Genomic DNA, 24,112 nt, shown 5'->3' with positions numbered 1-24,112 from the left:
AACGTCAGTCCGATGGCAGCGTCATGGCAGCCTTGGGTTGGGGCGTATCCTCGTAGCAGCCCAGCACGTTCTGATCGAAATCGATGATCGCCCCAGTCATCATCCCCGAAGCCTCGGTGACCAGGAACTCAACGCCACGCGCCACCTCGCCTGGCTCAAGCAGGCGACCCATGGGCTGTGCCTTGGTGGCTTGCTCGAGCCAATTGTCCTCGGCGCCGTGGAAGGTCTTTTGGATACGATCCTCACCGGGGGTATTCATCCAGCCGATGTTGAGGCCGTTGACGCGAATGCGATTGCGCATCAGTGAGAAGGCGGCGTTGCGGGTCAGGGTTGTGAGTGCGCCCTTGCTGCCACAGTAGGCGCTTATAAAGGGCTGACCGCCATGACCCGACATGCTGAGGATATTGACGATGCGGCCCTCGGTGCCGTCGCGAATCATTAGCTTGGCGGCCTCCTGCATCAGGAAGAAGGGAGCCTTGGTATTCACGTTGAATAGTCGATCGAAAGCGGCCTCGTCAGTATCGAGCAAGGTGCCGCGTTCGGTATTGCCGGCACAGTTGACCAGCACATCCAAGCGACCAAAGCGCTCGTCGGCAGTGGCGATGATGTGACGGCAGTCCGCAACCCGGCCGAGATCGGCGGCCACGAAGACGGCCTGACAGTGCTCAGTAGATAAGGCTGCCGCTAGTGCCTCGCCCTTGTTGCGGTTGCGTCCACAGAGCACCAGTCCAGCCAGCCCCAAGCCCGAGAGGCGGCGTGCGACCGCCTCGCCGAGCCCCTGTGTGGATCCGGTAACGACAGCGACCTGGCCGCTGAGTGAGGTGTGTTGTGTCATCAGAATTGCCTCGCAAGGATTAGTCGTTATCCAGCGCCACCCAGCCACCATCGTGGTGCGAGCGCTCGATAGCATCGATCAGGGCATTGACCCGCCTGGCCTGGCGGAAATCGGGAGAGAGCGGCTGACGGCCTGCCAACCCCTCGATCAGATCTCGGATTTCGATGATCTTCTGGTCGTTGTAGCCAAGCCCATGCCCCGGGGCCGGGCAGAAGTCGGCATAGTCCGGGTGCTCCGGGCCGATCAGCAGAGTTCGAAACCCACGCCGGCCGTGTGGCCCCTCCTGCTGATAGAGCTTGAGCTCGCTCATGCGCTCCTGGTCGAAGGTAATGGCGCCCTTGGTGCCGGTGACGGTGTAAGCGAGGCCCAACTTTCGCCCAGAGGCGATACGCGAGGTCTCGATACTGCCGATCAGGCCGCTGTCGAAGCGCAGCAGTGCCTGGGCATGATCATCGTTCTCGACCGGGTGCATGCCGCTGCCATCCGCCAGTGGGCGCTCCGTGATCACGGTCTGGAACTGGCCGCAGACCTGGGTGATGGACTGTCCGGTCAGGTACTCGGCCATGTTGAGAATGTGGGAGCCCAGGTCGCCTAGGGCACCTGCGCCCGCGGTTTCACGAAAGGTATGCCAGTCGTGGGGCTTGGTCGGGTCAGCCAGGTAGTCCTCGTTGTGACGGCCACAAAAGTGAATCACCTCGCCGATCTCGCCGTTGGCAATGATCTCCCGAGCCAACTGGCTGGCTGGGTTACGCACATAGTTGAAGCCGACCAGTGTCTTGACGCCGGCGTGCTCAGCCGCGGCAACCATCTCGACGGCGTCGGCATCATTCAGTGCCATGGGCTTCTCCAGGTACACATGCTTGCCCTGGGCGATGGCCGCCAGCGCCATCTCCTTGTGCAGGAAGTTCGGCGCGCAGATGTCCACTATATTGACCCGAGGGTCGGCTACCAGCGCTCGCCAATCACCGGTGGCGCGAGCGAATCCCAGTTCCTGAGCCTTGCGGATCGCCAGCGACTCGTCGACCTCGGCGAGCAGCTCACAGACCGGTGTTGCGGACAGGTTGAACACCCGGGGAGCCGCGTGCAGGGCAATGGCATGCGCCTTGCCCATGTAGCCGGTGCCTATTAGGCCAAAATGGAAGGAGGTCATGGGGTTGGCTCCAGGAGACTTTAGGGATGCAACGGATCGTTTTCAGACAACCTGACTCTTCTTCTGTTGGTCGCTGCGCTGGAACTCGGCCAGTTCGGCATCCAGGCTCTCGAGCTCGGCGCCGCCGGCCATCATGTTGAGTACCTCTTCACGAGTGATGTCTTCCTTCCGGAAGGTGCCCAGGCTGCCGCCGCGTGCCAACAGCGTGAAAGCATCAGCAACGGGGAAGGCGTGATGGACGTTGTGGGTGATAAAGATCACCGCCAGACCATCGGCCCGCGCCTTGGCGATGTAGCGCAGAACCACCGAGGCCTGCTTGACGCCCAGCGCCGAGGTCGGTTCGTCCAGGATCAGTACCTTGGCGCCGAAGTAGACTGCGCGGGCGATGGCTACACACTGCCGCTCGCCGCCTGAGAGGGTGCCGACCGGCTGGCTGGGGTCGCGTACGTCGATGCCGATCTTGGCCATCTCCTGCTTGGCGATCCGGTCGGCGTACTTCCAGTCGATGCGCTTCAAGGGTCCCCAGCCCACCGTGGGCTCACGTCCCATGAAGAAGTTACGGGTAATGGACATCAGCGGAATCATCGCCAGATCCTGGAAGACGGTGGCAATACCTGCATCCAGCGCGTAGGCGGGAGACTTGAAATGCACGGCCTTGCCGTCCAGGTACATCTCGCCATGCGACGGACTATGGACACCCGAGAGAGTCTTGATCAACGTGGACTTGCCGGCGCCGTTGTCACCCAGAAGACACATGACTTCGCCGGAGCACACTTTCATCGAGATATCGCTCAAGGCGATCACGCTGCCGAAGTGCTTGCTGACGTTGCGCATCTCGATCATTGGCGTACGTTCGCTCATATCACTTGGCCTCCATCGCCTTCTTGCGCATGTAATTATTAAAGAGCACGGCTACCAGCAGCATCATGCCGAGGAAGACCTGGAACCAATCGGTATTGACGCCGGTGTAGAAGATACCCATCTGCACCATGCCGAAGATCAGGGCCCCCAGCGCCGCACCGATCGCCGAGCCATAGCCCCCGGTAAGCAGAGCGCCGCCGATGACCACGGCGATGATTGCCTCGAGTTCCTTGAGCAGGCCACGGATGGTATCGGCCGAGCCAGTGTCCATTACCTGGAGGCAGGCAAAAATAGTGGCGGAGAAGGCGGTGAACATGAATAGCGAGATCTTGACCCGTTGCACCGGCACGCCAGAGTTTCGTGCGGCATTCTTGTCACCACCGCTGGCGAAGATCCAGTTGCCATAGGGGGTGCACAACAGTACCCAGGTCGCGATGGCGGTCAGCGCCAGCCACCAGACGATGGAGACCGGTATGCCGGTAACGACTGGATTATCGGCGAAATTGGTGGCGATCCAGCCCTGAGAAGCCATCCAGGCGAAGAGTCCGGTGGCCACCTCACCTGAGAAAAGGGACGCGAACCAATCTCCGGGAATATGCTCATGCACACCGCCGATCTGAGTGCGCCCGGTCAACAGGCGGCTGATACCGATTGCCAGGCCGCGCAGGATAAACAGGAAGCCCAGGGTCACGATGAAGGAGGGCAGCCCCGTCTTGTTGACCAGGTTGCCGTTGATCCAGCCCACCAGGCCCGCGCAGGCGAAGGCCAGCAGGATGGCGGCCCACAGTGGCCATCCATACTGCACGGCGGGAATGGAGATCAGGATGCCGGCCAAGCCAATCATCGAGCCGATGGACAGGTCGAACTCGCCGCCGATCATCAAGAGCGCAGCCGCGGTGGCGATGATGCCGAGCTGGGCCGCCACCTCGAGGAAATTGACGATACCGGCCGGTGTGAACATGCCGGTGCCACTGGCGGCGACGATAAAGAAGGCAAGGACCAGCACCGTGCCGGCCAGGGCGCCCAGTTCGGGGCGACTCAGGGCCTTCTTCCAGAATGAAACCTTCTGGAGGCGCTCATCCTGTTGTTCCGCTACCGCACTGGAAGGTTGTGTGGATTCATTGGACTTCATGACGGACAACTCCCCTGGCCCGGTGAACCCGGGCCCATTCGGTTAAACAAGTATCAACGGATGCCCTGTTCGCTCAGCTCGATGACCTGGGCGGCATCTTCTTGAGTCACGAATCCTGGACCGGTTGCCACATCGCCTGCTGGCAACAAGCCGTTCTTTACGTATTGATCGAGGAACATGACCGGCAGGTAGCCCTGGAGGTACTGCTGTTGGTCGATGGCAAAATCCAGACCGCCCTGTTCCAGGCTTTCCAGGATGCCGGGTGAGAGGTCGAAGGTACCGAGCGTGAACATGTCGGTCGCGCCCTGCTCTCGCATGGCCTGAATCATGGGTTCGGCGGCCAACGCCCCGAGAGTCAGAATGCCGCGCACATCGCTATTCTCGTTGAGGTAGGCAACGATGGCATTACGGATCGAAGTCGGATCGTAGGTGGTCGCCAGTTGCTCAGCGTTGCCGTCAAACCCCTCGAGGAAGCCGTCGCAGCGCTGATCGAGCCCCTGGTTGCCCTGCTCATGGTTGACGCAGAGACCTTTCTCAACGCCCAACTCCTGCATGTGTTCGGCGGCCTGCTTACCTGCCTCATATTCGCTTTGACCGATATGGAGTCGGGCCCCGTACTTTCTTGCCACTTCCCCACCGGAGTTGATGGTGATGACTGGAATACCGTTGTTGGTGGCCCGCTGGACAACCCCGCCGAGGGCGTCTTCGTCGGTAAACGAGACGATCAGGCCATCGGGGTTCGAGGCCACCGCCGCATCCACTAGCTGCTGCATCTTGGCCATGTCGAACGTGGACGGCGCGCGATACTCGACGGTTGCTCCGACCACGTCGGCTGCAGCTTCCGCGCCGTTCTTGACCACGGACCAGAAGGGGTCTGACGGAACGCCATGAGTGACCACGACGAAGCGGTTATCATCCTGCGCCTGAGCCGTACCGGCCATGAGGGCTATTGCGGACGTAGAGGCGAGTAGCCATTGGGAGAGGCGTGTCATGGGAGGAATCCTCGTGATTGTCGTTGTGGGTATACACATCCGATCCTGACGTATTGGAATATAGATTCCATTTCGCTGCATTTGCAAATTATGCGTTCTATACTTTGGTATTATTAGAATTTTTATTCCATATCATCTAAGCTACCTCCATCATCACGATCACTGCCGTGCCGTACTCAGGCGATGGCAAAGAAGGAAAACCGATGAGCGAGATACCGCAGGACTACAGTCAATTGGAGGCACGCCTCACGGCCGAATACCCGTCATTGAGCCGACGGCTGCAGCAGACGGCGCGCTTCCTGCTGGACAACCCTCAGGAGGTGGCATTCGCGACGGTAGCTAAGCTCGCCGCGCAGGCCGATGTGACGCCATCGACGCTCATCCGCTTCGCTAATCACTTCGGCTACACCGGCTTCTCGGAGATGCAGCAGCTGTTCCGTTCGCGGCTGGTAGACGAGCTGCCCAATTACACGGAACGCATCCAGGCTGTGCGTTCGGCCACCGGCGAGACACCCGACAGCACTCAGTTACTGTGGGAGTTTGCCAACGCCAATCGTGAGGTATTGGAGCAGTTACCGGGGCGCACCGACCCTCGCAGCCTGGAACTGGCTCTGGACATCTTTGAGCGGGCTCGCGCCGTCCACGTGATGGGGGCTCGCCGCAGCTTCGTGGTGGCCAGCTACATGACCTACGCACTGCACCACATCGACAAGCGCACCTTTCTGGTTAATGGTCTAGGCGGCATGTATGGCGAGCAGGTGCGTGTCATCGATGCCGAGGATGCCCTGCTGGTAGTGAGCTTCTCACCCTATGCCGAGGAATCCCGCGAGGTGGCGAGCGCGGCACACGAACGGGGCATTCCACTGATCGTGATCACCGATTCCAATCTGAGTCCCCTGGCACACCTGGCCAATGTGGCCCTGGTGGTCCACGAGGCCGAGGTCAAGAGCTTCCGCGGCATGACCGCCTCACTCTGCCTGACCCAGACCCTCGCCATCGCTCTGGGCGTGCGCCAGGACAAGGCACGCGACCGCAAGTCAACCAATGGCAACGCAAAACGCGCCTGACGCTAACCACAATGCCAACGCACTGACCACAAGAGGACACCCTATGGAAATCGCCCTGATCGGCGCCGGGCGCATCGGCAAGGTGCATGCCCAGGCCATCGACGCCCACCCTGAGGTCACCCTGAGCGCCGTGGCCGACTTCCATGCCCCGACCGCCAAGGCACTGGCCAGTCAATATGGCGCCCGGATGCTCGACCCCGACGCCATCTTCGAGGATGACGAGGTCGACGCCATCCTCATCGCCTCCAGCACGCCCACTCATGCCGAGTACCTGGAGCGGGCTGCTCGTGCCGGAAAGGCGGTGCTCTGCGAGAAGCCCATCGCCCTGGACCTGGCCCGCACCCGAGACGCCCTGCAGGTGCTGGTGGCACACCCGGTGACCTGCGCCCTTGGCTTCAACCGACGCCATGACCCACAGTTCGCCGCCTTGCAGAGTGCGCTTGTCGAGGGGCGGATCGGCGCGCTGGAGACCCTGAGTATCATCAGCCGGGACCCGGCGCCGCCCCCTGCGGAGTATGTCGGGGCCTCCGGTGGGCTGTTCCGCGACATGATGATCCACGACTTCGACATGGCCCGCTGGCTCCTCGATGAACCCATCGTGCATGTGCATGCCGAGGGCAGCTGCCTGATCGATCCCGCCATCGGTGAGGCGGGTGATATCGACACCGCCATGGTCACCCTGGTCACAGCCAGCGGGCGGCTCTGTCATATCAACAACTCACGCCGCGCCTGCTACGGCTATGATCAGCGTATCGAGGCTTTCGGCAGCACCGGCATGCTACAGGCGCAGAACGAGACCGAGACTCGGCTGCGCTTCACCGGCAAGCCCGGCCAGGTGGAAGAGACGCCCAAGTGGTTCTTCCTGGAACGGTATGCGGATGCCTACCGCCGGGAGATAGGTGACTTCGTCGACGCCTGGAAGCAGCAGCGAGATCCACTGGCCGGTGCTCGCGACGGCCTCGAGGCCTTACGACTGGCCGAGGCCGCGCTACGCTCCCTGAAAGAGGGGCATCGCATCACACTGGATACCATCGACTGATTTCGGAAGGAGTGATCCATGAGTTCATTACTGGTACGCCCCCAGCAACCCGACGAACAGGGCAAGGTGCTGGAAGTCACCCCCGAGTCCGCCGGCTGGGACCATGTCGGTTTTCGCCTCCATCGGCTATCCAAGGGCCAAAGCATCGAAGCCTCCACCGCGGATCGCGAACAGTGTCTGGTACTCCTCTCCGGACGTGCCACCATCACCAGCGGCGAGCACCGCTGGGAGGACATCGGCGAGCGGATGGATATCTTCGAGAAGATGCCGCCCTACTCCGTTTATCTGCCCAACGGAGTGAACTATGCCGTGGAGGCCACCACCGAGTTGGAACTGGCAGTATGCAGCGCCCCGGGCTTCGGCAACTACGAGCCGCGTCTCATCGGCCCCGACCAGGTAAAGTGCAATACCCGTGGAAGCGGGTCTAATACTCGCCATATCCAGGACATCCTGCCGGAGACCGAGCCGGCGGATAGCCTGCTGGTGGTGGAAGTATTCACGCCGCCAGGAAACTGGTCCAGCTACCCCCCCCACAAGCACGACGTGGACGACCTGCCCAACGAATCGAAGCTCGAGGAGACCTACTATCACCGCCTGAACCCCTCCCAGGGCTTTGCCTTCCAGCGTGTCTACACCGATGACCGCAGCCTGGATGAGTCCATGGCGGTGGATAATGGCTGCTGCGTGCTGGTGCCGCGCGGCTACCATCCGGCGGGGGCCCCCCACGGCTACGAGCTTTACTACCTCAACGTGATGGCCGGCCCTAAAAGGGTGTGGAAGTTCACCAACGACCCGGATCACGAATGGATTGTGAAGCAGTAAACATCACATGATGAGCAAGTTCCCATGGCGTCCTGACGTCTCTTCGCCCCGGCCCATGGCCGGGTTTTTTTGCGTTAACCCGGCATGCTTTATAGCACTGCCATGATCCCAATCATGGCGTTAACCCTCCCTTAACAAGCTGTTTTTGCAAAAAATTCTACCGAATACTGGCATATTCCTGGATCTTTCGACTGCTTGATCCATATCAATACTTTTCTGCACCACAGCGGTGGGCGCGGCTCGTCGGGATGGTTAGCATGGCAATCATCGGCGGCAAGCGGAATCATCAAGGGAACCCGCAGGCGTCGTCGAGTTACTTCCGCCCACCGGGCGTCCCGCAAGAAGGAAAAGTCAATGACAGCTCCCATCCGCCTCAAGCACGTCACGCTGCTCGCCGGCAGCACCCTGGCGCTGGCCATCGCCACGGCCTCCCATGCCGTCGACTTCGAGGTGGGCAATACCACCGCCAGCGTCTACGGCTACGCCAAGCTGGACATGATCTACGACGTCGACAACGATCTCGGCAATCTGGCCGCACGCCCAAAGATTGGGCTCGATGGTGAGCCCAGCAGCGACGGGCACTTCAATACGCACGCCTACCAGAGTCGCCTGGGCTTCAAGACCGCCACCCCCATGGGCGGCAGCAATCTGACCACCATGGTCGAGGTGGACTGGTTCGATAACGCCCCGGAAGGTGGCGACCTGCGCCTGCGCCACGCCGTCGGCAGCTGGAACGGCATCACCGCCGGCAAGACCTGGACCAACTTCGGCAGCCTGCTGGGCAAGACCCCGACCATTGACCTCGCGCCCCAGCCGGGCCAGAGCAAGGTCGGCCGCAAGGCGCAGCTGCGCTACTCCTGGGCCAACTGGCATATCGCCCTGGAGAATCCGGACCCGGACGACTATACCGATGGCGTAGCGGCCTCCAATCCCAGCGCCAAGAAGAAGGTCCATGGCGACGCCAAGACCAGCCTGCCCGACCTGACACTGCGCTATCAGAACAAGACCGCCGGCCTGCACTACTCCGCCGCCGCCATGGTCCGCCAGCTGGAAGTCGAGGAGATCAACGGCGCCGATGATCGCGCCACCGGCTATGGCCTCAACCTGGCGGCCCGCTACCCGGCAAGCGACATCCTGACCCTGCGCGGCGCGCTGACCTGGGGCGACGGCATCGGCGAATACCTGCAGAACAACCCCTCGGCGCCGGGCTACTGGGATGGTAACAGCATCGAGACCGTCGAGGCCTGGGGCGTCAACGTCGGCATGAGCCTGGCCGCCGGCCCGGGTGCCATCAACCTGGGCTACGGTATCTCCCAGGCAGACCTGGATGATGCCTATGCCAATGGATTTGCTACCGGTGATGGCGCCAACGAGCAGTTCCAGGCGGTGCATCTGAACTATATCTGGTCACCGATCCAGCGCGTCAGCTACGGCATCGAGGCGGCCTACCATACCCGCGAAGTGGTCGATGGCCGCGACGGCGACGCGGTACGCCTGCAGGGCATGGTCAAGTACAGCTTCTAGGCGCGCCGATGATGGCTCAAGCCCCGGCCGACTGGCCGGGGCTTTTTTGGTGGTCCCGGTGAGTCGATGGGACAGGCGGGTTAACAGTCGAGCCCTAGCGGCGATCCAGCTGGCGCACCTCGAGCTCGTAGTTATTGACGCCGCTCATCGCCCCGCCGAACTTCTGGCCATTGACCCGGATGGTGTAGCGGCCCGGCTCCAGCTCGGTGCGCAGGTCGACGTCGCCATCGAAGCCCTCGCCGGCATCGCGTGCCACCACGCGCCCCTGCTCGTCCACCACTTCGGCCTCGATGCGGTAGGTGCCCTCGTTACCGGGGAAGGTGGAGGTAGCGATGGCCACGGTGCCCGCCTCCAGCACCTCGAAGCTCAGCACCTCGCCGCGGGCACGAATCTTCACATCGGTAACGACCCGCTCGAAACCCTTGGCCGGCTCGGACTCTGCGGCCACAGAAGCACCGCTCGCCGCAGTAGCTGCCTGACTATCGGCTGCCTCTGTTGCTGCCGTAGCGGACCCCGCTGCCGCTGGCCGAGTCTTTTGCTGAGCCGCTTGCGAAGCCTCGCCTGCCTTGTCAGCCGACGGCGCGGCGATGGCGGCCACCACATCCGGGCGGCGCACAAAGGCGCTGCGGCCTCCCTCGCGGCTGGTGCCGGTAAAGGCGATCCCCTCGCCGGCCGAAACGTCTTCGTCCACATCCAGGCCGGAGACACTCACCGAGAAGCTGTTGCCGCCGCGCCGCACGGTCCCGAACTTGTTGCCCTGCACCTGCAGCACATAGTCACCCGGCTCAAGGCGCTGCTGGAAGCTCAGGCCGCCATTCTGGCCAAGCCCCTCAGCACGGGCGATGACCTGCCCCTGGTCGTCGAGCAGCAGCGCCTCGACACGATACTCCGCGGACTCTCCGGCCGGTACCCGGCTATCGAAACGGTAGGTGCCGCTCTCCTTGACGGTGAAGTCGTGCTCCTGCACGCCCCCATAGAGGAAGCTGCGGCTGCGGGCATCGGTATCGGCCTGCAGGAAGCCGGTCAGGTCGAGCTGCTTGCCGGATTCGCGGAAGCGATCCTGCATCTCGCTGGCCAGCGCCTGAGAGCCCGCCAGGGCGAGCCCCAGGCTTAGCAGGCCGGCGGTCACGATAGGCTTGTTCATGGAACCTCGCTTGGTCATGCCGGTAATAAAAAAAGCCGACCCCGGAGGATCGGCTTTCGATGTCGAAACCCATCGGGGCAGGGTCAGGCCCTGCGACCGAGTGGATTAGAACAGGTAGACAGCACCAACGGCAACGCCGTCGCTTGCATCTTCCTCACGATCGTACCAGGCACCCTCGATAAAGGTGTACATGGCATCGGAGACATTATAGGTGGCACCGATAACAACTTCGTTATAGGTCTCGCTGGTTTCTGCATCGCCTTTAATGACATCACCGAATGTGTCACGGAAGGTATCACCGCCCACATCGATGTACTGGTAGGCGCCGTAGATATCGCCCATGCCGTAGCCGTAGCGGGCACCCAAGGCATAGAAGTTGGCGTCTTCGCTGAACTCGTTATCTGACTCGAAGCGCTCGATCTTGGCGGCAACACGCAGGGTATTCATGGTGTACTGGGCGGTAATACCGTACTGATCACCTGCTTTCAAATCGCTGGTACTAGTAACATCACCATCTTCATTGAAAGCCTGATAGGTGCCATCGTTATTATCGAGGTTGTCGTAGACAGCCGCGATGGAGAAGGCTCCAGCGGTATACTTAACGCCACCGAAGGCAGAAGCATTCGAGTCAGCTTTCTTGTTGACACGATCTTCGTCGATGAGTGCAGTATCTTCAAAGCCCTCGGCATCACCTTCAAACTGCGTACCGATGGCAAACTGGAAACCGCTCAGTGACGGGGAAGTATAGGCAAGCTTGTTACCTTCACGATTCTCAATGCCAACAATGCTGACAGCATCGAGGTTACGAGTGTAGCTGGAGTCGGAGACATCGAAGTATTCGTTATTAGTGATCGGATCCTGGATCCAGTCGTCGATCAGCGGATCCCAGGAACCCACACGCACATCACCGAAGTTGCCCTTCAGACCCATATAGGCCTGGTCGCCGGTGTTCAGGCCGCCAGCGGTCTTGGCTTCGTCGGCATCATGCTCGAACTCGGCCTTGAAGTAGCCGGTCAGGCCGCGGTTGATCATATGCTCGCCGGAGAAGCCAAGGGTAGAACCGTTATCGGCCAGCTCATCTTCGCTGTCGCCAGCAGCGTTATTGGTGTTGGCGTAAACAATCTGGATGTTGCCGTACAGGTCGAGCTTGGTGTCGTCCTGATTGTAGATGGTGGCAGCCTGGGCGCCGGAGGCAACCATGGCACCGGCAATAGCAGTCGCTAACAGTGTCTTTTTCATGATGATGTTCCTTTGACTAGCAGTCTGTTTCGATCGTTTGTTGCCGTCCGCTCTTGGGCGATTCGGCAGGCCTGGCCGGTCTGCGCCGGCTCGTCTCGGCTGACCTTCTCACGAAGGGTGCCGGTGCGAGCCTCACTTCGGCAAAGCCTTAGTTATATTCCAATGCTCGCAGGGGCAACCTTATACCGGCTCAAGGGGGAACGCAAGAAGAAAAAACACTGTTTTCCTACGTACCGCTCTTTTGATGTGGAACTTTTGTCGGCCATTGCAAACACACGCCTCTCGGCGGTTCCAGCATGATGCCCTGCCAATATGACGAACACAAGCCGGGGCTCACCAGCACCCGGCGACGGCGGCATGGTGGAGCGATCGGTATTAAAAGTCAGTTTCTTATCAGCAGCTTATGGCTCGTTATGCTTCGCCATCAGGGCCGAGAGCTTCTCTTCCATGGTGGCGGGTGCCGGCTCGGCTTGCTCGGGAGCAGGCTTTCGGGCTGCCTGGCGGGTGCCACCGCCCTGCCCCTTCTTCGGCTTGCCTTTCTCCTGACCCGCGGCCCTGGCCGGCTTGCCACGTCCCTGACTGGCAGGCTTCCCGCTCTGCAGGCGGTCGAGCTTGCGGTGGGCGTAATCGGCGGCCTGGGCATCCACCTTGCCGGCGGGCTGGCCGTCGAGATCGATACGCTCGGCGTCCTTGCGCATCGCCTTGAGATAGCGGGGAAGATTGACGTAGCAGGCCAGTGCTCGGCGCACCAGCTTCTCGGGCCAGGGTTCGTGGCTGGCCAGCACCTCGTGGATACCCACCATCAGCGGGCGGGTATGGCCCTTGAAGAAGGCGGTGGGGTAGCGTTGATACCACTGGCCGAGCAGTGCCTGGGGAGACGGAGCCGTGGCAGGGGCTGCGGGGGTCGTTGTCGGGCAGGCGGCGGATGTATCCGGCGATACGGTGGCCTCGGCCTCGGGGGCCGCGCCCTTGTAGGAGTCGGATGTATCCGAGGTACGGCTCACCGGCGATGGGGTATCGTCCATCGCGCGATAAATCGCGCTCCTACGCGATGGCTGACCTGAGTCATCGCTGTGAGAGTCGGCAGGCTCGGCACGCCGGCCGATCAGCGCGGAGAGCCCCTGGGAGCGGCGGCCTGGGCGGAACCCGTTCTCGGCGGGCTCACCGCTTTCCAGGCGTTGCTGGAGGTGGCGGCTATGAGCCTCGAGTTCGCCGTTCTGCTCGTCGAGCTCGCGGCACTCCTCTTGCAGCTCGAGGCATTTCTCGTTCATCTCGCGACACTTGTCGCTTAGCTCACGACGCTTTTCGCTAAGGTTTCGGCGCTCTTCCTCCAGCTCCAGGCGGTTGGCTTCGGCTTCGGCCAAACGGCGTTCCAGCTCGCCGAGACGCTGGGCCAACTCCGCCTGCACGTTCTCGGCATGGCGGCGCGCCTCGCGCTCATGGGCCAGGCGTTCCAGCAGCGATCGTGTCCGCCCATCCAGGGCGTCCAGCAGCGAGTCTACGCGTTGCTCGGCCAAACCGTTCTCCTCCCACAGGCTCTGTGATCCAGGCAGTGCTTCAAGTCTGTGCCAGATGCGCGCCCATGACAAATGTCATCGGGTGACGACGCTCTTCCGGCACTAACCCTCACGACGACGATACTCGACGAAGTCGTAGGCGGGCTGACCCTCGGCGGGGCTACCGGGAACCCGCGAAACCTCCACCCACTCGGCGGGGTCGAGCTCGGGGAAGCGGGCATCGCCCGCCACCTCGGTATCCACTTCAGTCAGGTAGAGGCGGCTGGCCAGAGGCAATAACTGGGCGTAGACCTCCGCGCCGCCCATCACCATGATCTCTTCCACCCCCTCGATGATAGCCTGCTGGTCGGCCAGGGTCAGCGCCGCGGCGATATCATGACAGACGCGGATACCATCGTGAGAGAAGCCCTTGTCGCGGGTGACCACGATATTCAATCGCCCAGGCAGCGGCCGGCCGATGGAGTCGAAGGTCTTGCGCCCCATCACCAGTGGCTTGCCCAGGGTCATGCGCTTGAAGTACTTGAGATCCTCGGGGATATGCCAGGGCATGCGGTTATCGATGCCGATCACGCGGTTGCGATCCATGGCGGCGATCATGGCAATGGGCACGAGGGTGTCATCACTCATACGGCAACCTCCGCCTTGATATGCGGGTGGGGGTCGTAATCCTCGATGGCGATATGCTCCATACGGAAATCGAAGAGGTCGTCGACGCCGGGGTCGAGCACCAGCCGGGGTGCCGGGCGCGGCGTGCGCGCCAGCTGCTCCTCGGCCTGCTCCAGATGATTGAGATATAGGTGGGCATCACCCAGGGTGTGGATAAACTCCCCGGGCGCCAGGCCCGCCACCTGGGCGATCATCTGGGTCAGCAGGGCGTAGCTGGCGATATTGAAGGGCACCCCCAGGAAGATATCGGCGCTGCGCTGATAGAGCTGGCAGGAAAGCCGTCCCTCGGCCACGTAGAACTGGAACAGGCAGTGACAGGGCGGCAACTGCATCTCATCGACCTGGGCCGGGTTCCAGGCGGAGACGATCAGGCGCCGCGAGCGCGGATTCACCCGTAGCTGCTCGAGCAGGCCGGCGATCTGATCGACATGGCCCCCCCGCGGGTCGGGCCAGCTGCGCCACTGATACCCGTAGATGGGCCCCAGGTCGCCGTTTTCGTCGGCCCACGCGTCCCAGATGCGCACCCCATGCTCCTTGAGATAGCCGATATTGGTATCGCCGGCGAGGAACCACAGCAGCTCGTGGAAGATCGAGCGGGTGTGCAGCTTCTTGGTGGTCAGCAGCGGAAAGCCGCGGGCCAGGTCGAAGCGCATCTGATGGCCGAAGATCGAGCGGGTACCCACCCCGGTGCGGTCGTCACGCTCCACACCATGGTCGAGCACCTGGCGCATCAGGTCGAGGTAGGGCTGCTCGAGAGCGGGCTGTTCGAGGGCGGGCTGAGTATCGTCGGTCACGGCATTCTTCTGAGCTGGACGTGTAGAAGCAAGGATTCTACACGTCCAGCGATACTGACTGAAGCGAGCCTTCGCGCTTATTCGGGGCAGCCCCCTTACATGGCTGAGGACTGTCCCCTTAGGGGGCCAGCGCGCTCCTACGTTCGCGTTGCATCCACCGGCTGGCGACGCGACCAGGCGAGCAGGGCCAGGCCCGCGGCGATCATCGGCAGGGTCAGCAGCATGCCCATGGTGAACCAGCCGAAGGCCAGGTAGCCGATATGGGCATCCGGCAGGCGGTAGAACTCCACCAGGAAACGGAAGGCCCCATAGAGCACCAGGAAGAGTCCCGAGGCCACGCCACGACGGCGTGGCGTGGCGGTGACCCACCACAGCACGACGAACAGCACCGCCCCTTCGAGGGCCGCCTCATAGAGTGATGAAGGGTGGCGCGGCTCAGGGCCCAGACCGGGGAACGGCATGCCCCAGGGCATCTCGGTGACGGCCCCCGGCAGCTCGCGATTGATAAAGTTGCCGATGCGCCCGGCGCCCAGGCCAATAGGCACCAGCGGGGCCACGAAATCGGTGAGGGTGAAGAAGGCCAGCTGCTTCTTCCTGGCGAACCACCAGGCGGCGACCAGCACGCCGAGCAGGCCGCCGTGGAAACTCATGCCTCCATCCCATACCCGCAGGATCCACAGCGGATCCGCCGACCATTGGCCGAGGCCGTAAAAGAGCGCATAGCCCAGGCGCCCTCCCAGTACCACACCCAGAGCGGCATAGAAGATCAGGTCGCCGATATCATCCTGGACCATGCCGATGCGCGCGGCGCGGCGACGCCCCAGGAACCAGGCGGCCATAAAGCCCACCACATACATCAGCCCGTACCAGTGCACCTGGAAGGGTCCAAGGGCGATAGCCACGGGGTCGATATCGGGATACGAAAGCATGGAAATCCTTTAAAGCTGGAGACTGGGAGGAAGCAGACAGCTGGATGCCGTCCCCCTGGGGACAGGCCCCGACGGAAGGAACACCGTAAGCATGGTGCACCAGGACGAGCCGAGGCGGCCTGGCCGGGGCCTGTCCCCTGAGGGAGCCGTAAGCCGTACGCCAGGATATCGACACCAAGCCCAGCGGCAAGGGCTTTTTTCTTACCGCTTAAAACTACAAGATGAAGGTAAGCCCCACCGAGGCCAGCAAGGCAGCGAAGGCCAGGCGCAGCACCTTGGCCGGCAGGCGGTGGGCGAGCCAGACGCCGACGCGCGCGCAAGGCACGCTGGCCAGCACGATACCCAGCAGGGCCGGCCACATCACGAAACCGGTGGCGCCGGCAGGCAGCAGCGAGTTGCCCCACCCCAGCACCACGAAGGTGGCCGCCCCGAACAGGGCGATGGGAACACCGCAGGCGGCGGAGGTACCCACCGCCTGGGTCAACGGCGCCCCGCAGCGGGTCAACCAGGGCACGCTCAGGGTGCCGCCGCCGATGCCGAACAGCGCCGAGACGCCACCGATCACCCCGCCCGCAACACCCATGACCGCTCGGCCCGGCGCCGTGCTGCCGGGCCGCGGCCCCCGGCTGAGCGCCATGCGCGCCGCCATCACCAGCACGAACACCCCGAACAGGGTGCCCAGGCTACCCGCGGAGAGGCCATCGGCGACGAAGACACCGGCCACGGCCCCCAGCAACAGCCCGGGCAGCAGGGCCAGAAACCACTGCCGATGGATGCTGCCGCGGCGATAGTGCCCCCAGGCCGAGGAAGTGCCGGTCACCACGATGGTGGCAAGCGACGTACCGATCGCCAGGTGCATGGTGACCGCCGCGGGCACGTCCTGAAGGCCGAAGGCGAAGACCAGGGCCGGCACGATGATCAGCCCCCCGCCGACACCGAACAGCCCGGCCAGCGTTCCCGCGACGACTCCCAGTGCCAGGTAACCGACGAAGACCAGCAATAGCGTCATCATGTACGGAGCTCTCGGGGGCCGGCTTCATCGGCTAGCGGCTCGGCTAACGTGTCTCGCATTCGTCATCCTTGGTCGTTAACGAGGTGAGGCCCGAGTGTACGCCGGCCCGTGAATGCTGTCATCGCGGGCTTTCCCGGCCGCCGGTGAGCCATTAAGCTGGCCCCATGTGCCTGATTGCCTTTGACCATCGACCTCACAGCGCCTGGCCCCTGCGCCTGGTCGCCAACCGCGACGAGTTTCACGCTCGCCCCACCGCCGGGCTGGCCGCCTGGGACGACGCCCCCGAGGTCCTCGGCGGGCGCGACCTGGAAGCCGGCGGCACTTGGCTGGCCGTGCACCGCGGGGGACGCTTCGCCGCGGTGACCAATGTCCGCGAGCCGCGCCTGCGGGTGCCCGAAGGCGCTCCCAGCCGCGGCGGCCTGGTCCATGACGCCTTGACCCACCCCGAGCTTGAAAGCTGGCTGGCACGTCTGGAGCGTGGCGAGGCACTGCGCTATGCCGGCTTCAATCTGCTGGCCGGCGACGGCGAGCGGCTGTGGCATCTGCATCGCGGTCTCGAAGGAGCGGTGCTTCGTGAGGTGCCGCCCGGCCTTCACGGCCTCTCCAACGCCTCTCTCGATACGCCCTGGCCGAAGCTGGTCGAGGCCCGCCAGGGTCTTGGCGTCGCCCTGCGTCATGGCCGCTGGCCGGCCGACGCCCTGGCCGCGATGGCCGACCCGCACCCCGCCGACGACGCACGCCTGCCGGACACCGGTGTGGAACTCGAGCTGGAACGCGCCCTCTCCTCGCCCTTTATCATCGGCGAGCAGTACGGCACCCGGGCCATGACCTCGGTCGGCTGGCACGCCAGCGGGCGCATCGAGATCGGCGAGAAGCGTTTCGGGCCGGGGGGTGCAGCCAACGGCGAGACATGGTTGACGGTGGAGCCCTAGGCCCCCTGGGGACAGTCCCCGGTGGAGGGGGCACCGTAAGCCGTAAGCCGTAAGCCGTAAGCCGTAAGCCGTAAGCCGAAAGCCGAAAGCCGTAAGCCGTAAGCCGTAAGCCGTAAGCCGTAAGCCGTAAGCCGTAAGCCAGGGTATCGCCACCGAAACTCCCGACAAGGGGTTTTCGTATCACTTACAGCGTAAGGCTTATAGCCCCGGCTCAGCCGGGGCGGGCGAAGCCCGGGTCAGTCGCTGGGGGGCAAGAGATGGGCGAGCTCCCACTCGCCCAGCCGCCGGTTCAGGTGCCGGCGCACGTCTCCGGGGGTGTCGAGATAGAGCGTCTGGTCGACCAGGTCCTGGGCCGCCTTGAGTGACACGCGCCGAATGGCGGCGCGTACCCGCGGCAGGCTGGGGGCGTTCATCGAGAGCGAACCGAAGCCCATGCCCATCAACAACAGCGCGCCGGCCGGATCACCGGCCAGTTCGCCACACACCGAGATGGGTATCTCGAGCCGACGCGCCTCCCCCGCCAGATGAGCCATGGCGGAGAGCACCGCGGGGTGGCAGGCATCATAGAGGTCCGCGACCCGCGGGTTGTTGCGATCCACCGCCAGCAGGTATTGGGTCAGGTCATTGCTGCCCACCGAGAAGAAGTCGACACGCCTGGCCAGGGCATCGAGCTGGTAGAGCGTTGCCGGCACCTCGATCATCACCCCCACCCTGGGCCTGGATACGACGACCCCCTCCTCGCTCAGCTCGACGATGGCACGCTCGAGCAGGCGCAGGGCGGCGTCGACCTCGTCGACATTGGTGATCATGGGCAGCAGCACCTGCAGGTTGTCGAGCCCCTGGGAGGCCCGCAACATAGCGCGCAGCTGGACCATCAGCACCTCGGGATGGTCGAGGGTGACGCGCATGCCACGCCAGCCGAGGAAGGGGTTGGCCTCCTCGATGGGAAAGTAGGGCAGGTCCTTGTCGCCACCGATGTCCAGGGTCCGCATGACCACCGGTAGCGGCGAGAAGCTCTCGAGCTGGTTACGGTAGAGGCGAGTCTGCTCCTGCTCACCGGGAAAGCGCTCGGTGATCATGAAGGGCACTTCGGTGCGATAGAGCCCTACCCCGCTGATACGCGGCTTGAGCGAGGCGACCGCATCCACCGCCAGGCCGGTATTGACCATCAGCGGCATGGTGTAGCCGTCCGGGGTACGGCTGGGCAGATGCTGCTCGTGCTCGAGCACCTTGGCCAGCGCCTCTTCCTCGGCGATCAGGCCCTCATAGTGGGTCAGCAGCTCCGGGCTGGGCCGCATGAACAGCCGCCCACGATGACCGTCGAGAATCAGCGGTGACCCCGAGAGCCTCGGCAGCGGCAGGTCGACCATGCCCAGCGCCGTGGGGATGCCCATGGCGCGGGCCAGGATCGCCACGTGAGAGGTGCTGGAACCCCGCACCGAGACCAGGCCCACCAGCTTGTCACGCGGGACCTCGCCCAGCAGCGCCGCGCTCAGCTCGTCACCCACCAGAATCGTGCGCTCGGGATAGACACGGGGTTTCTGGGGGGTCTCTTCCTGCAGGTGGGACAGCACTCGGCGCCCCAGGTCGCGCACATCGGCCGAGCGCTCGCGCAGGTAGTCGTCATCGACCCGCTCCAGGTACTGCACATGGCGCTTGACCACGTCGGCCAGGGCGCCCGGCGCCCACTGCCCTTCGCGGATGCGCTTCTCCACTTCCTGGGAGAGCGCCGCCTCGCTGAGCATCTGCTGATAGACCTCGAACAGCGCCAGCTCCTGGGCCGAAATACGGCTGGCCAGGCGGGCGCCGGCGGCACGAATCTCCTCGCGCACGCGGCTGATCGCCTCCTTGAGGCGGGCAATCTCGTATTCAACGTCGGTGGGGATCAGGTCGGGCACGCTGTTGAGATCGGCGGGCGCGGCGATCACGACCGCCTCGCCGATGGCCATGCCCGGCGAGGCGGCGACCCCCTTGAATTGCACTTGCCTCTGCCGCCCCGGTCGGGTCAGGTTGCCGGTCACCAGCGAGTGGGCCAGCACGCCGCCCAGCTGGGCGGCCATGGTCACCAGGAAGGCCTCGTCTTCTTCACCGTAGCGGCGATTCTCGGCCTGCTGCACCACCAGCACGCCGAGCATGCGGCGCTGATGGATGATGGGCACGCCGAGAAAGCTGGAATAGCGCTCCTCACCGGTAGAGGCAAAGTAGCGAAAATGCGAGTGGGCCTGGGCATCTTCCAGGTTGAGCGGCTCCTCGCGCTTCGCCACCAGGCCCACCAGGCCCTCGCCGACCGGCAGGCTCACCCGCCCCACCGCCTGGCTACGCAGGCCGATGGTTTCCATCAGCACCAGGCGATCCACCTCCTCATCGAACATGTAGAAGGAGCAGACATCGGTCTTCATCGCCTTGCGAATGCGCCGCACCATGGTGGAGAGCGCCGCATCCAGACTGCGGGCCCCGTTGACTTCCTGGATGATGCGGCGCAAGACCTCGAGCATGTCGAGCGGGTATCCTGTTGTCGTTAAACGTTGTGGTTACATCATTGCCATCATGAGTGGCTCCCGCGTTCCTGGCGCCTAGCCATAAGCCAGCGCCTAGCCGTGGCCCAATGCCAGACGCTGAGCGCGTGGCGAAAGTTCCTTCAGGGCACGGCGATAGACCTCACGCTTGAAGGACACCACCTGTGCCAGCGGATGCCAGTAGCTGACCCAGCGCCAGCCGTCGAACTCCGGCTTCTCGGAAAGATCCATGCATATCCGATACTCCTGACAGCGGATCCGAAGCAGGAACCACTTCTGTTTCTGGCCGATGCATACCGGCCAGGAGTGCGTGCGTATCATGCGTCGCGGCAGGCGATAGCGCAGCCAACCCCGGGTGCAAGCAAGGATCTCGACGTCTTCGGCCGTCAGGCCGATCTCCTCATGGAGCTCTCGAAATAGCGCCTGTTTGGGTGTCTCGTCAGCCTTGATGCCTCCCTGGGGAAACTGCCAAGCATTCTGCCCTACCCGACGCGCCCAAAGCAGCTGCCCCTGATCGTTGGCAATGATGATGCCAACATTGGGGCGAAAGCCGTCAGCGTCGATCACGGACTTCACCTTGTTAAAACCAGTATTGCAGCCATTCTTCCACAAGGCCGTGAAGCGCATCAATACGCCTTCCGCCACAAGATGCAGGAGAATACGGCTTCTGCCATAATCGCGGGCCTTTCACCCACCCGTCTGCAACCCTGGAGAGTCTCAGTGAGCCTGGCCATCTTCGACCTGGACAACACCCTGCTGGCGATCGACAGCGACCATGCCTGGGGCGAGTTTCTGCTCGAGCAGGGCGCCGTCGACCCCGTCGCCTACCGCGAGGCCAACGACCGCTTCATGGCCGACTACGAGGCCGGCACTCTGGATATGCAGGCGTTTCTCGAAGTGGCGCTCAAGCCCTTGGCCGAGCACGCCCCCGAGCAGCTCGCCGCCTGGCACCAGCAGTTCATGGCCAGCAAGATCGAGCCGCACATCCTGCCCAGAGGGGAAGAACTGCTGGCACGCCATCGCGCTCGCGGCGATACCCTGCTGATCATCACCGCCACCAACCGCTTTATCACCGGGCCCATCGCCGAACGCCTGGGCGTCGACGACCTGATCGCCGTGGAGCCCGAGGTCATCGAGGGGCGATACACTGGCAGGGTGAGCGGCACCCCCAGCTATCGCGAGGGCAAGATCACGCGCCTGGAAGAGTGGCTGGCCGACAAGGAGCAGACCCTGGACGACGCCTGGTTCTACAGCGACTCCCACAACGACCTGCCGCTGCTGGAAATCATCGACTACCCGGTGGCCGTCGACCCCGACCCCACCCTGCGCGAAGCCGCCAAGTCGCGCGGCTGGCGAATCATGAGCCTGCGGGACTGATCCGGCGATGGGACCTTCGACGGTAAAAGGGACAGTCCCCGGCGGGGTTAACGATGCCGACAAGGTGCATGAATACCGACCTGATGGCTCAGCCGGGGACTGTCCCTGACGGTAGGGAAACGACGCCAGAGGGGCTGTTCCCGAGCGCAATACAAAACCCCGCTCAGGCATGACCTGGCGGGGTTTTCACTTACCGCATAAAGCGTAAGGCGTACAGCTCGAGGTTAGCCCAGCAGATGTTCCACGGCGGCGCGCTCTTCGCGCAGCTCCTGCTCGGTGGCGTTCATCCGCTCGCGGCTGAAGTCGCTGACGTCCAGGCCCTGGACGATCTCGTACTTGCCGCCCTGGCAGGTCACCGGGTAGGAGTAGATGATGCCCGGCTCAACGCCGTAGCTGCCGTCGGAGGGAATGCCCATGCTGACGATGCCGTCGCTGCCCAGCGCCCAGTCACGCATGTGGTCGATGGCCGCGGAGGCCGCAGAAGCCGCGGAGGAGGCGCCACGCGCCTTGATGATCGCCGCGCCGCGCTGCTGCACGGTGGGAATGAAGGTTCCCTCGTACCACTCCTGATCGACCAGCTCGGTGGCGGGTTTGCCATCCACCTTGCAGTGGGCGATATCGGGGTACTGAGTCGCGCTGTGGTTGCCCCAGACGATCATCGATTCCACGTCGGTCACATGCTTGTCGACCTTCTGCGCCAGCTGTGTCTTGGCACGGTTGTGATCCAGACGCATCATCGCGGTGAACTGGCCCGGATTCAGGTCCGGCGCGTTGCAGGAGGCGATCAGGGCGTTGGTGTTGGCCGGGTTGCCCACCACCAGGACCCTGACATCACGGCTGGCGTTGTCGTTCAGCGCCTTGCCCTGTACGGAGAAGATCGCCGCGTTGGCTTCCAGCAGGTCCTTGCGCTCCATGCCCGGACCGCGCGGGCGAGCCCCCACCAACAGGGCGAAGTCGGCGTCCTTGAAGGCGACATTGGCGTCGTCGGTCGCGACGATATCCTGCACCAGCGGGAAGGCACAGTCGTTGAGCTCCATGACCACGCCGTTCAGCGCGTCCATGGCCGGAGTGATCTCGAGCAGCTGCAGGATGACCGGCTGGTCCTTGCCCAGCATGTCGCCGGAGGCGATACGGAAGGCCAGGGAGTAGCTGATCTGGCCGGCGGCGCCGGTAATGGCAATGCGAACGGGGTCTTTCATGGTGGCTCCTTGGATTGTCAACGCGCGGGTTGTCGCCGTGAGGATGAGCCGGGCGGGCACCGGGCCCGCACTGGCCTGAAAACAGACCGCCAAGATGTTATGCCTGCAGTGCACAAAACTCAATGCAACCTAAGGTTAGCGCCGCTGCGCTTGTGAGGGGCGAGTGCGACAAACGCGTGTATGAGAACCTTCGGCGAGAATAGTATGCTGGCGCTCTCATGCCCGCTGATGGACACCGCATGCCTCGACATCGTCTTCCGCCACTCCCCGCCCTGCTTGCCATCGGGCTGGTCATCATCCTGCTCGCCTGGCTGCTGCTGGGCGATATCCAGGGCTTTCGCGATGCTCCGCCGGAGACGCAGCCCGCCGCCGAGGCCGACGCCGAGGCGCCTCGAGTAGAGGTGGCCTCGCGCGATGCCGAGACCCACGCCCCTACCCTGGTGCTGCAGGGCGAGCTGGCGGCACGCCGCGCCCTGGAACTGCGTGCCCGCCAGGCCGGCCGCGTGGCGACACTGCCGGTGGCGGAAGGCAGCCGGGTCGAGGCGGGGGTACCTCTCCTGGAGCAGGCCCAGGAGGAGCTCCCCGCACGCCTGTCCCAGGCCGAGGACGACCTGGCCCTGGCCCGCGCCGAACTGTCGGGGGCCGACTCCCTGCGTCAGCGTGAGCTGATCTCCCGGACCGAATACCTGCGTCGCCAGGCCAACGTCAGCCGGGCCGTGGCGGAACTGGCCGCCCTGCGGCGCCAGCGCGATGACACCCGCCTCACCGCCCCCTTCCCCGGCACCCTGGACCGGCTCGACGTGGAGATCGGCGAGCTGCTGCAGCCGGGCGAGACCTGGGGGCGACTGGTCGACGACTCGCGGCTCACGGCCCAGGCCTGGGCCCCACAGCAGGATGCCCTCGCCCTCGAGGTGGGCCAGCCCGCCGAGCTGCGGCTGCTGGACGGCTCGCGGCTGAATGGCCGGGTCAGCCTGGTGGCCCGCCGCGCCGATGAGGCGACGCGCAGCTTCCGCGTCGAGGTCAGCGCCGACAACCCCGAGGGCCGCCGCCTGGCCGGCGCCAGCGCCACCCTGGCGATCACCCTGCCCGAACGCCGCGTGCACCGCCTCTCGCCTGCCCTGCTGGCGCTCAATCCCGACGGGGAGCTGGCCGTCAAGCATCTCGACGCCGATGACCGGGTCGTACAGACCCCGGTCACGCTGGTGGATGCCGACCTCGAGAGCGCCCGGGTGGCCGGGCTACCCGACCCGCTGCGCCTGATCACCCTCGGCGCCGGCATGGTGGAGATCGGCCAGCGCGTTATCCCGGTCGCGGCGGACGACACCGCGAACACCGACACCGCCAACGACGTGGGGGCCCGCTGAG

Annotated in this window: 22 protein-coding genes; 7 read left to right on the top strand and 15 right to left on the bottom strand. The window is 63.8% G+C overall.

Translation table 11 applies throughout. The features are described from left to right. Nucleotides 1–4 precede the first annotated feature (4 nt). Genes Q358_RS0106245 through Q358_RS0106225 form a run of 5 tightly spaced genes read right to left on the bottom strand, consistent with a single transcriptional unit; the run spans nucleotide 5 to nucleotide 4,970 of the window. On the bottom strand, nucleotides 5–835 hold the full coding sequence (locus Q358_RS0106245) for an SDR family oxidoreductase (RefSeq protein ID WP_027961267.1): 831 nt from the start codon (nucleotides 833–835) through the stop codon (nucleotides 5–7). A 19-nt stretch (nucleotides 836–854) separates the two neighbouring features. Beyond that, nucleotides 855–1,985, bottom strand: coding sequence for a Gfo/Idh/MocA family protein (locus Q358_RS0106240; protein ID WP_027961266.1), 1,131 nt, complete (start codon nucleotides 1,983–1,985; stop codon nucleotides 855–857). Nucleotides 1,986–2,027: 42 nt separating this feature from the next. Then, a complete protein-coding gene (locus Q358_RS0106235; protein ID WP_027961265.1) occupies nucleotides 2,028–2,846 on the bottom strand; it encodes an ATP-binding cassette domain-containing protein in 819 nt (272 codons plus the stop codon). A gap of 1 nt (nucleotide 2,847) precedes the next feature. Next, nucleotides 2,848–3,978 (bottom strand): ABC transporter permease, encoded by a 1,131-nt coding sequence (locus Q358_RS0106230; protein WP_043487755.1) that lies wholly within the window; start codon nucleotides 3,976–3,978, stop codon nucleotides 2,848–2,850. A gap of 53 nt (nucleotides 3,979–4,031) precedes the next feature. After that, nucleotides 4,032–4,970 (bottom strand): sugar ABC transporter substrate-binding protein, encoded by a 939-nt coding sequence (locus Q358_RS0106225; protein WP_027961263.1) that lies wholly within the window; start codon nucleotides 4,968–4,970, stop codon nucleotides 4,032–4,034. 203 nt (nucleotides 4,971–5,173) lie between these two features. Between Q358_RS0106225 and Q358_RS0106220 the strand changes: the two genes are divergently transcribed. The 4 genes from Q358_RS0106220 to Q358_RS0106205 all read left to right on the top strand — a co-directional run bounded on the left by Q358_RS0106220 (nucleotide 5,174) and on the right by Q358_RS0106205 (nucleotide 9,422). Beyond that, nucleotides 5,174–6,037 carry a MurR/RpiR family transcriptional regulator gene (locus Q358_RS0106220; RefSeq protein ID WP_027961262.1) on the top strand — a complete coding sequence of 288 codons (864 nt, stop codon included), beginning with the start codon at nucleotides 5,174–5,176 and terminating at the stop codon, nucleotides 6,035–6,037. A gap of 43 nt (nucleotides 6,038–6,080) precedes the next feature. Then, a complete protein-coding gene (iolG, locus tag Q358_RS0106215) occupies nucleotides 6,081–7,076 on the top strand; it encodes an inositol 2-dehydrogenase (protein WP_027961261.1) in 996 nt (331 codons plus the stop codon). Between the two features lie 18 nt (nucleotides 7,077–7,094). Continuing rightward, nucleotides 7,095–7,898, top strand: coding sequence for a 5-deoxy-glucuronate isomerase (iolB, locus tag Q358_RS0106210; protein ID WP_027961260.1), 804 nt, complete (start codon nucleotides 7,095–7,097; stop codon nucleotides 7,896–7,898). A gap of 354 nt (nucleotides 7,899–8,252) precedes the next feature. Then, the gene (locus Q358_RS0106205; protein ID WP_027961259.1) at nucleotides 8,253–9,422 is read left to right on the top strand and encodes a DcaP family trimeric outer membrane transporter; all 1,170 of its coding nucleotides are present in this window, start codon (nucleotides 8,253–8,255) and stop codon (nucleotides 9,420–9,422) included. A gap of 94 nt (nucleotides 9,423–9,516) precedes the next feature. On the opposite strand, the gene Q358_RS0106200 is transcribed toward Q358_RS0106205, so the two are convergent. The 7 genes from Q358_RS0106200 to Q358_RS0106170 form a co-directional block, all read right to left on the bottom strand. Beyond that, entirely contained in the window at nucleotides 9,517–10,566 is a 1,050-nt protein-coding gene (locus Q358_RS0106200; protein WP_027961258.1) for a hypothetical protein, read from the bottom strand. Nucleotides 10,567–10,671: 105 nt separating this feature from the next. Then, nucleotides 10,672–11,805, bottom strand: a complete 1,134-nt coding sequence (locus Q358_RS0106195; protein ID WP_027961257.1) for a porin — start codon at nucleotides 11,803–11,805, stop codon at nucleotides 10,672–10,674. Between the two features lie 401 nt (nucleotides 11,806–12,206). Further along, the gene (locus Q358_RS18910; protein ID WP_084286460.1) at nucleotides 12,207–13,322 is read right to left on the bottom strand and encodes a ProQ/FINO family protein; all 1,116 of its coding nucleotides are present in this window, start codon (nucleotides 13,320–13,322) and stop codon (nucleotides 12,207–12,209) included. A 102-nt stretch (nucleotides 13,323–13,424) separates the two neighbouring features. Further along, a complete protein-coding gene (locus Q358_RS0106185; protein ID WP_027961256.1) occupies nucleotides 13,425–13,949 on the bottom strand; it encodes a dihydrofolate reductase in 525 nt (174 codons plus the stop codon). Beyond that, nucleotides 13,946–14,719: a thymidylate synthase gene (locus Q358_RS0106180; RefSeq protein ID WP_051530217.1), complete on the bottom strand. Its 774-nt coding sequence runs from the start codon at nucleotides 14,717–14,719 to the stop codon at nucleotides 13,946–13,948. Before Q358_RS0106180 ends, Q358_RS0106185 begins: the two co-directional genes overlap by 4 nt. A gap of 200 nt (nucleotides 14,720–14,919) precedes the next feature. Then, the gene (lgt, locus tag Q358_RS0106175) at nucleotides 14,920–15,711 is read right to left on the bottom strand and encodes a prolipoprotein diacylglyceryl transferase (RefSeq protein ID WP_027961254.1); all 792 of its coding nucleotides are present in this window, start codon (nucleotides 15,709–15,711) and stop codon (nucleotides 14,920–14,922) included. Between the two features lie 214 nt (nucleotides 15,712–15,925). Continuing rightward, on the bottom strand, nucleotides 15,926–16,720 hold the full coding sequence (locus Q358_RS0106170; protein WP_027961253.1) for a sulfite exporter TauE/SafE family protein: 795 nt from the start codon (nucleotides 16,718–16,720) through the stop codon (nucleotides 15,926–15,928). Between the two features lie 167 nt (nucleotides 16,721–16,887). On the opposite strand from Q358_RS0106170, the gene Q358_RS0106165 reads away from it, so the two are divergent. After that, a complete protein-coding gene (locus tag Q358_RS0106165) occupies nucleotides 16,888–17,655 on the top strand; it encodes an NRDE family protein (protein ID WP_027961252.1) in 768 nt (255 codons plus the stop codon). A gap of 236 nt (nucleotides 17,656–17,891) precedes the next feature. Here Q358_RS0106165 and ptsP read toward each other — a convergent pair whose 3' ends face one another. Then, nucleotides 17,892–20,150, bottom strand: coding sequence for a phosphoenolpyruvate--protein phosphotransferase (gene ptsP, locus Q358_RS0106160; protein ID WP_027961251.1), 2,259 nt, complete (start codon nucleotides 20,148–20,150; stop codon nucleotides 17,892–17,894). Nucleotides 20,151–20,246: 96 nt separating this feature from the next. Continuing rightward, complete coding sequence (locus Q358_RS0106155; RefSeq protein WP_027961250.1) at nucleotides 20,247–20,738, bottom strand: RNA pyrophosphohydrolase; 492 nt, start codon at nucleotides 20,736–20,738, stop codon at nucleotides 20,247–20,249. 153 nt (nucleotides 20,739–20,891) lie between these two features. Here Q358_RS0106155 and Q358_RS0106150 point away from each other — a divergent pair, with 153 nt between their 5' ends. Continuing rightward, complete coding sequence (locus Q358_RS0106150) at nucleotides 20,892–21,548, top strand: histidinol-phosphatase (protein ID WP_027961249.1); 657 nt, start codon at nucleotides 20,892–20,894, stop codon at nucleotides 21,546–21,548. A 224-nt stretch (nucleotides 21,549–21,772) separates the two neighbouring features. Here the strand turns inward: Q358_RS0106150 and Q358_RS0106145 are convergent, their stop codons facing one another. After that, complete coding sequence (locus Q358_RS0106145; RefSeq protein WP_027961248.1) at nucleotides 21,773–22,747, bottom strand: malate dehydrogenase; 975 nt, start codon at nucleotides 22,745–22,747, stop codon at nucleotides 21,773–21,775. A 239-nt stretch (nucleotides 22,748–22,986) separates the two neighbouring features. Between Q358_RS0106145 and Q358_RS0106140 the strand changes: the two genes are divergently transcribed. Then, on the top strand, nucleotides 22,987–24,111 hold the full coding sequence (locus Q358_RS0106140) for an efflux RND transporter periplasmic adaptor subunit (protein ID WP_027961247.1): 1,125 nt from the start codon (nucleotides 22,987–22,989) through the stop codon (nucleotides 24,109–24,111). The last annotated feature ends 1 nt before the right edge of the window (nucleotide 24,112 follow it).

This window comes from Halomonas halodenitrificans DSM 735, from assembly GCF_000620045.1.
Classification (GTDB): Bacteria; Pseudomonadota; Gammaproteobacteria; order Pseudomonadales; family Halomonadaceae; genus Halomonas; species Halomonas halodenitrificans.
The sequence above is the reverse complement of the archived record's forward strand: the minus strand, read 5'-3'. Positions and strand labels throughout refer to the sequence as shown.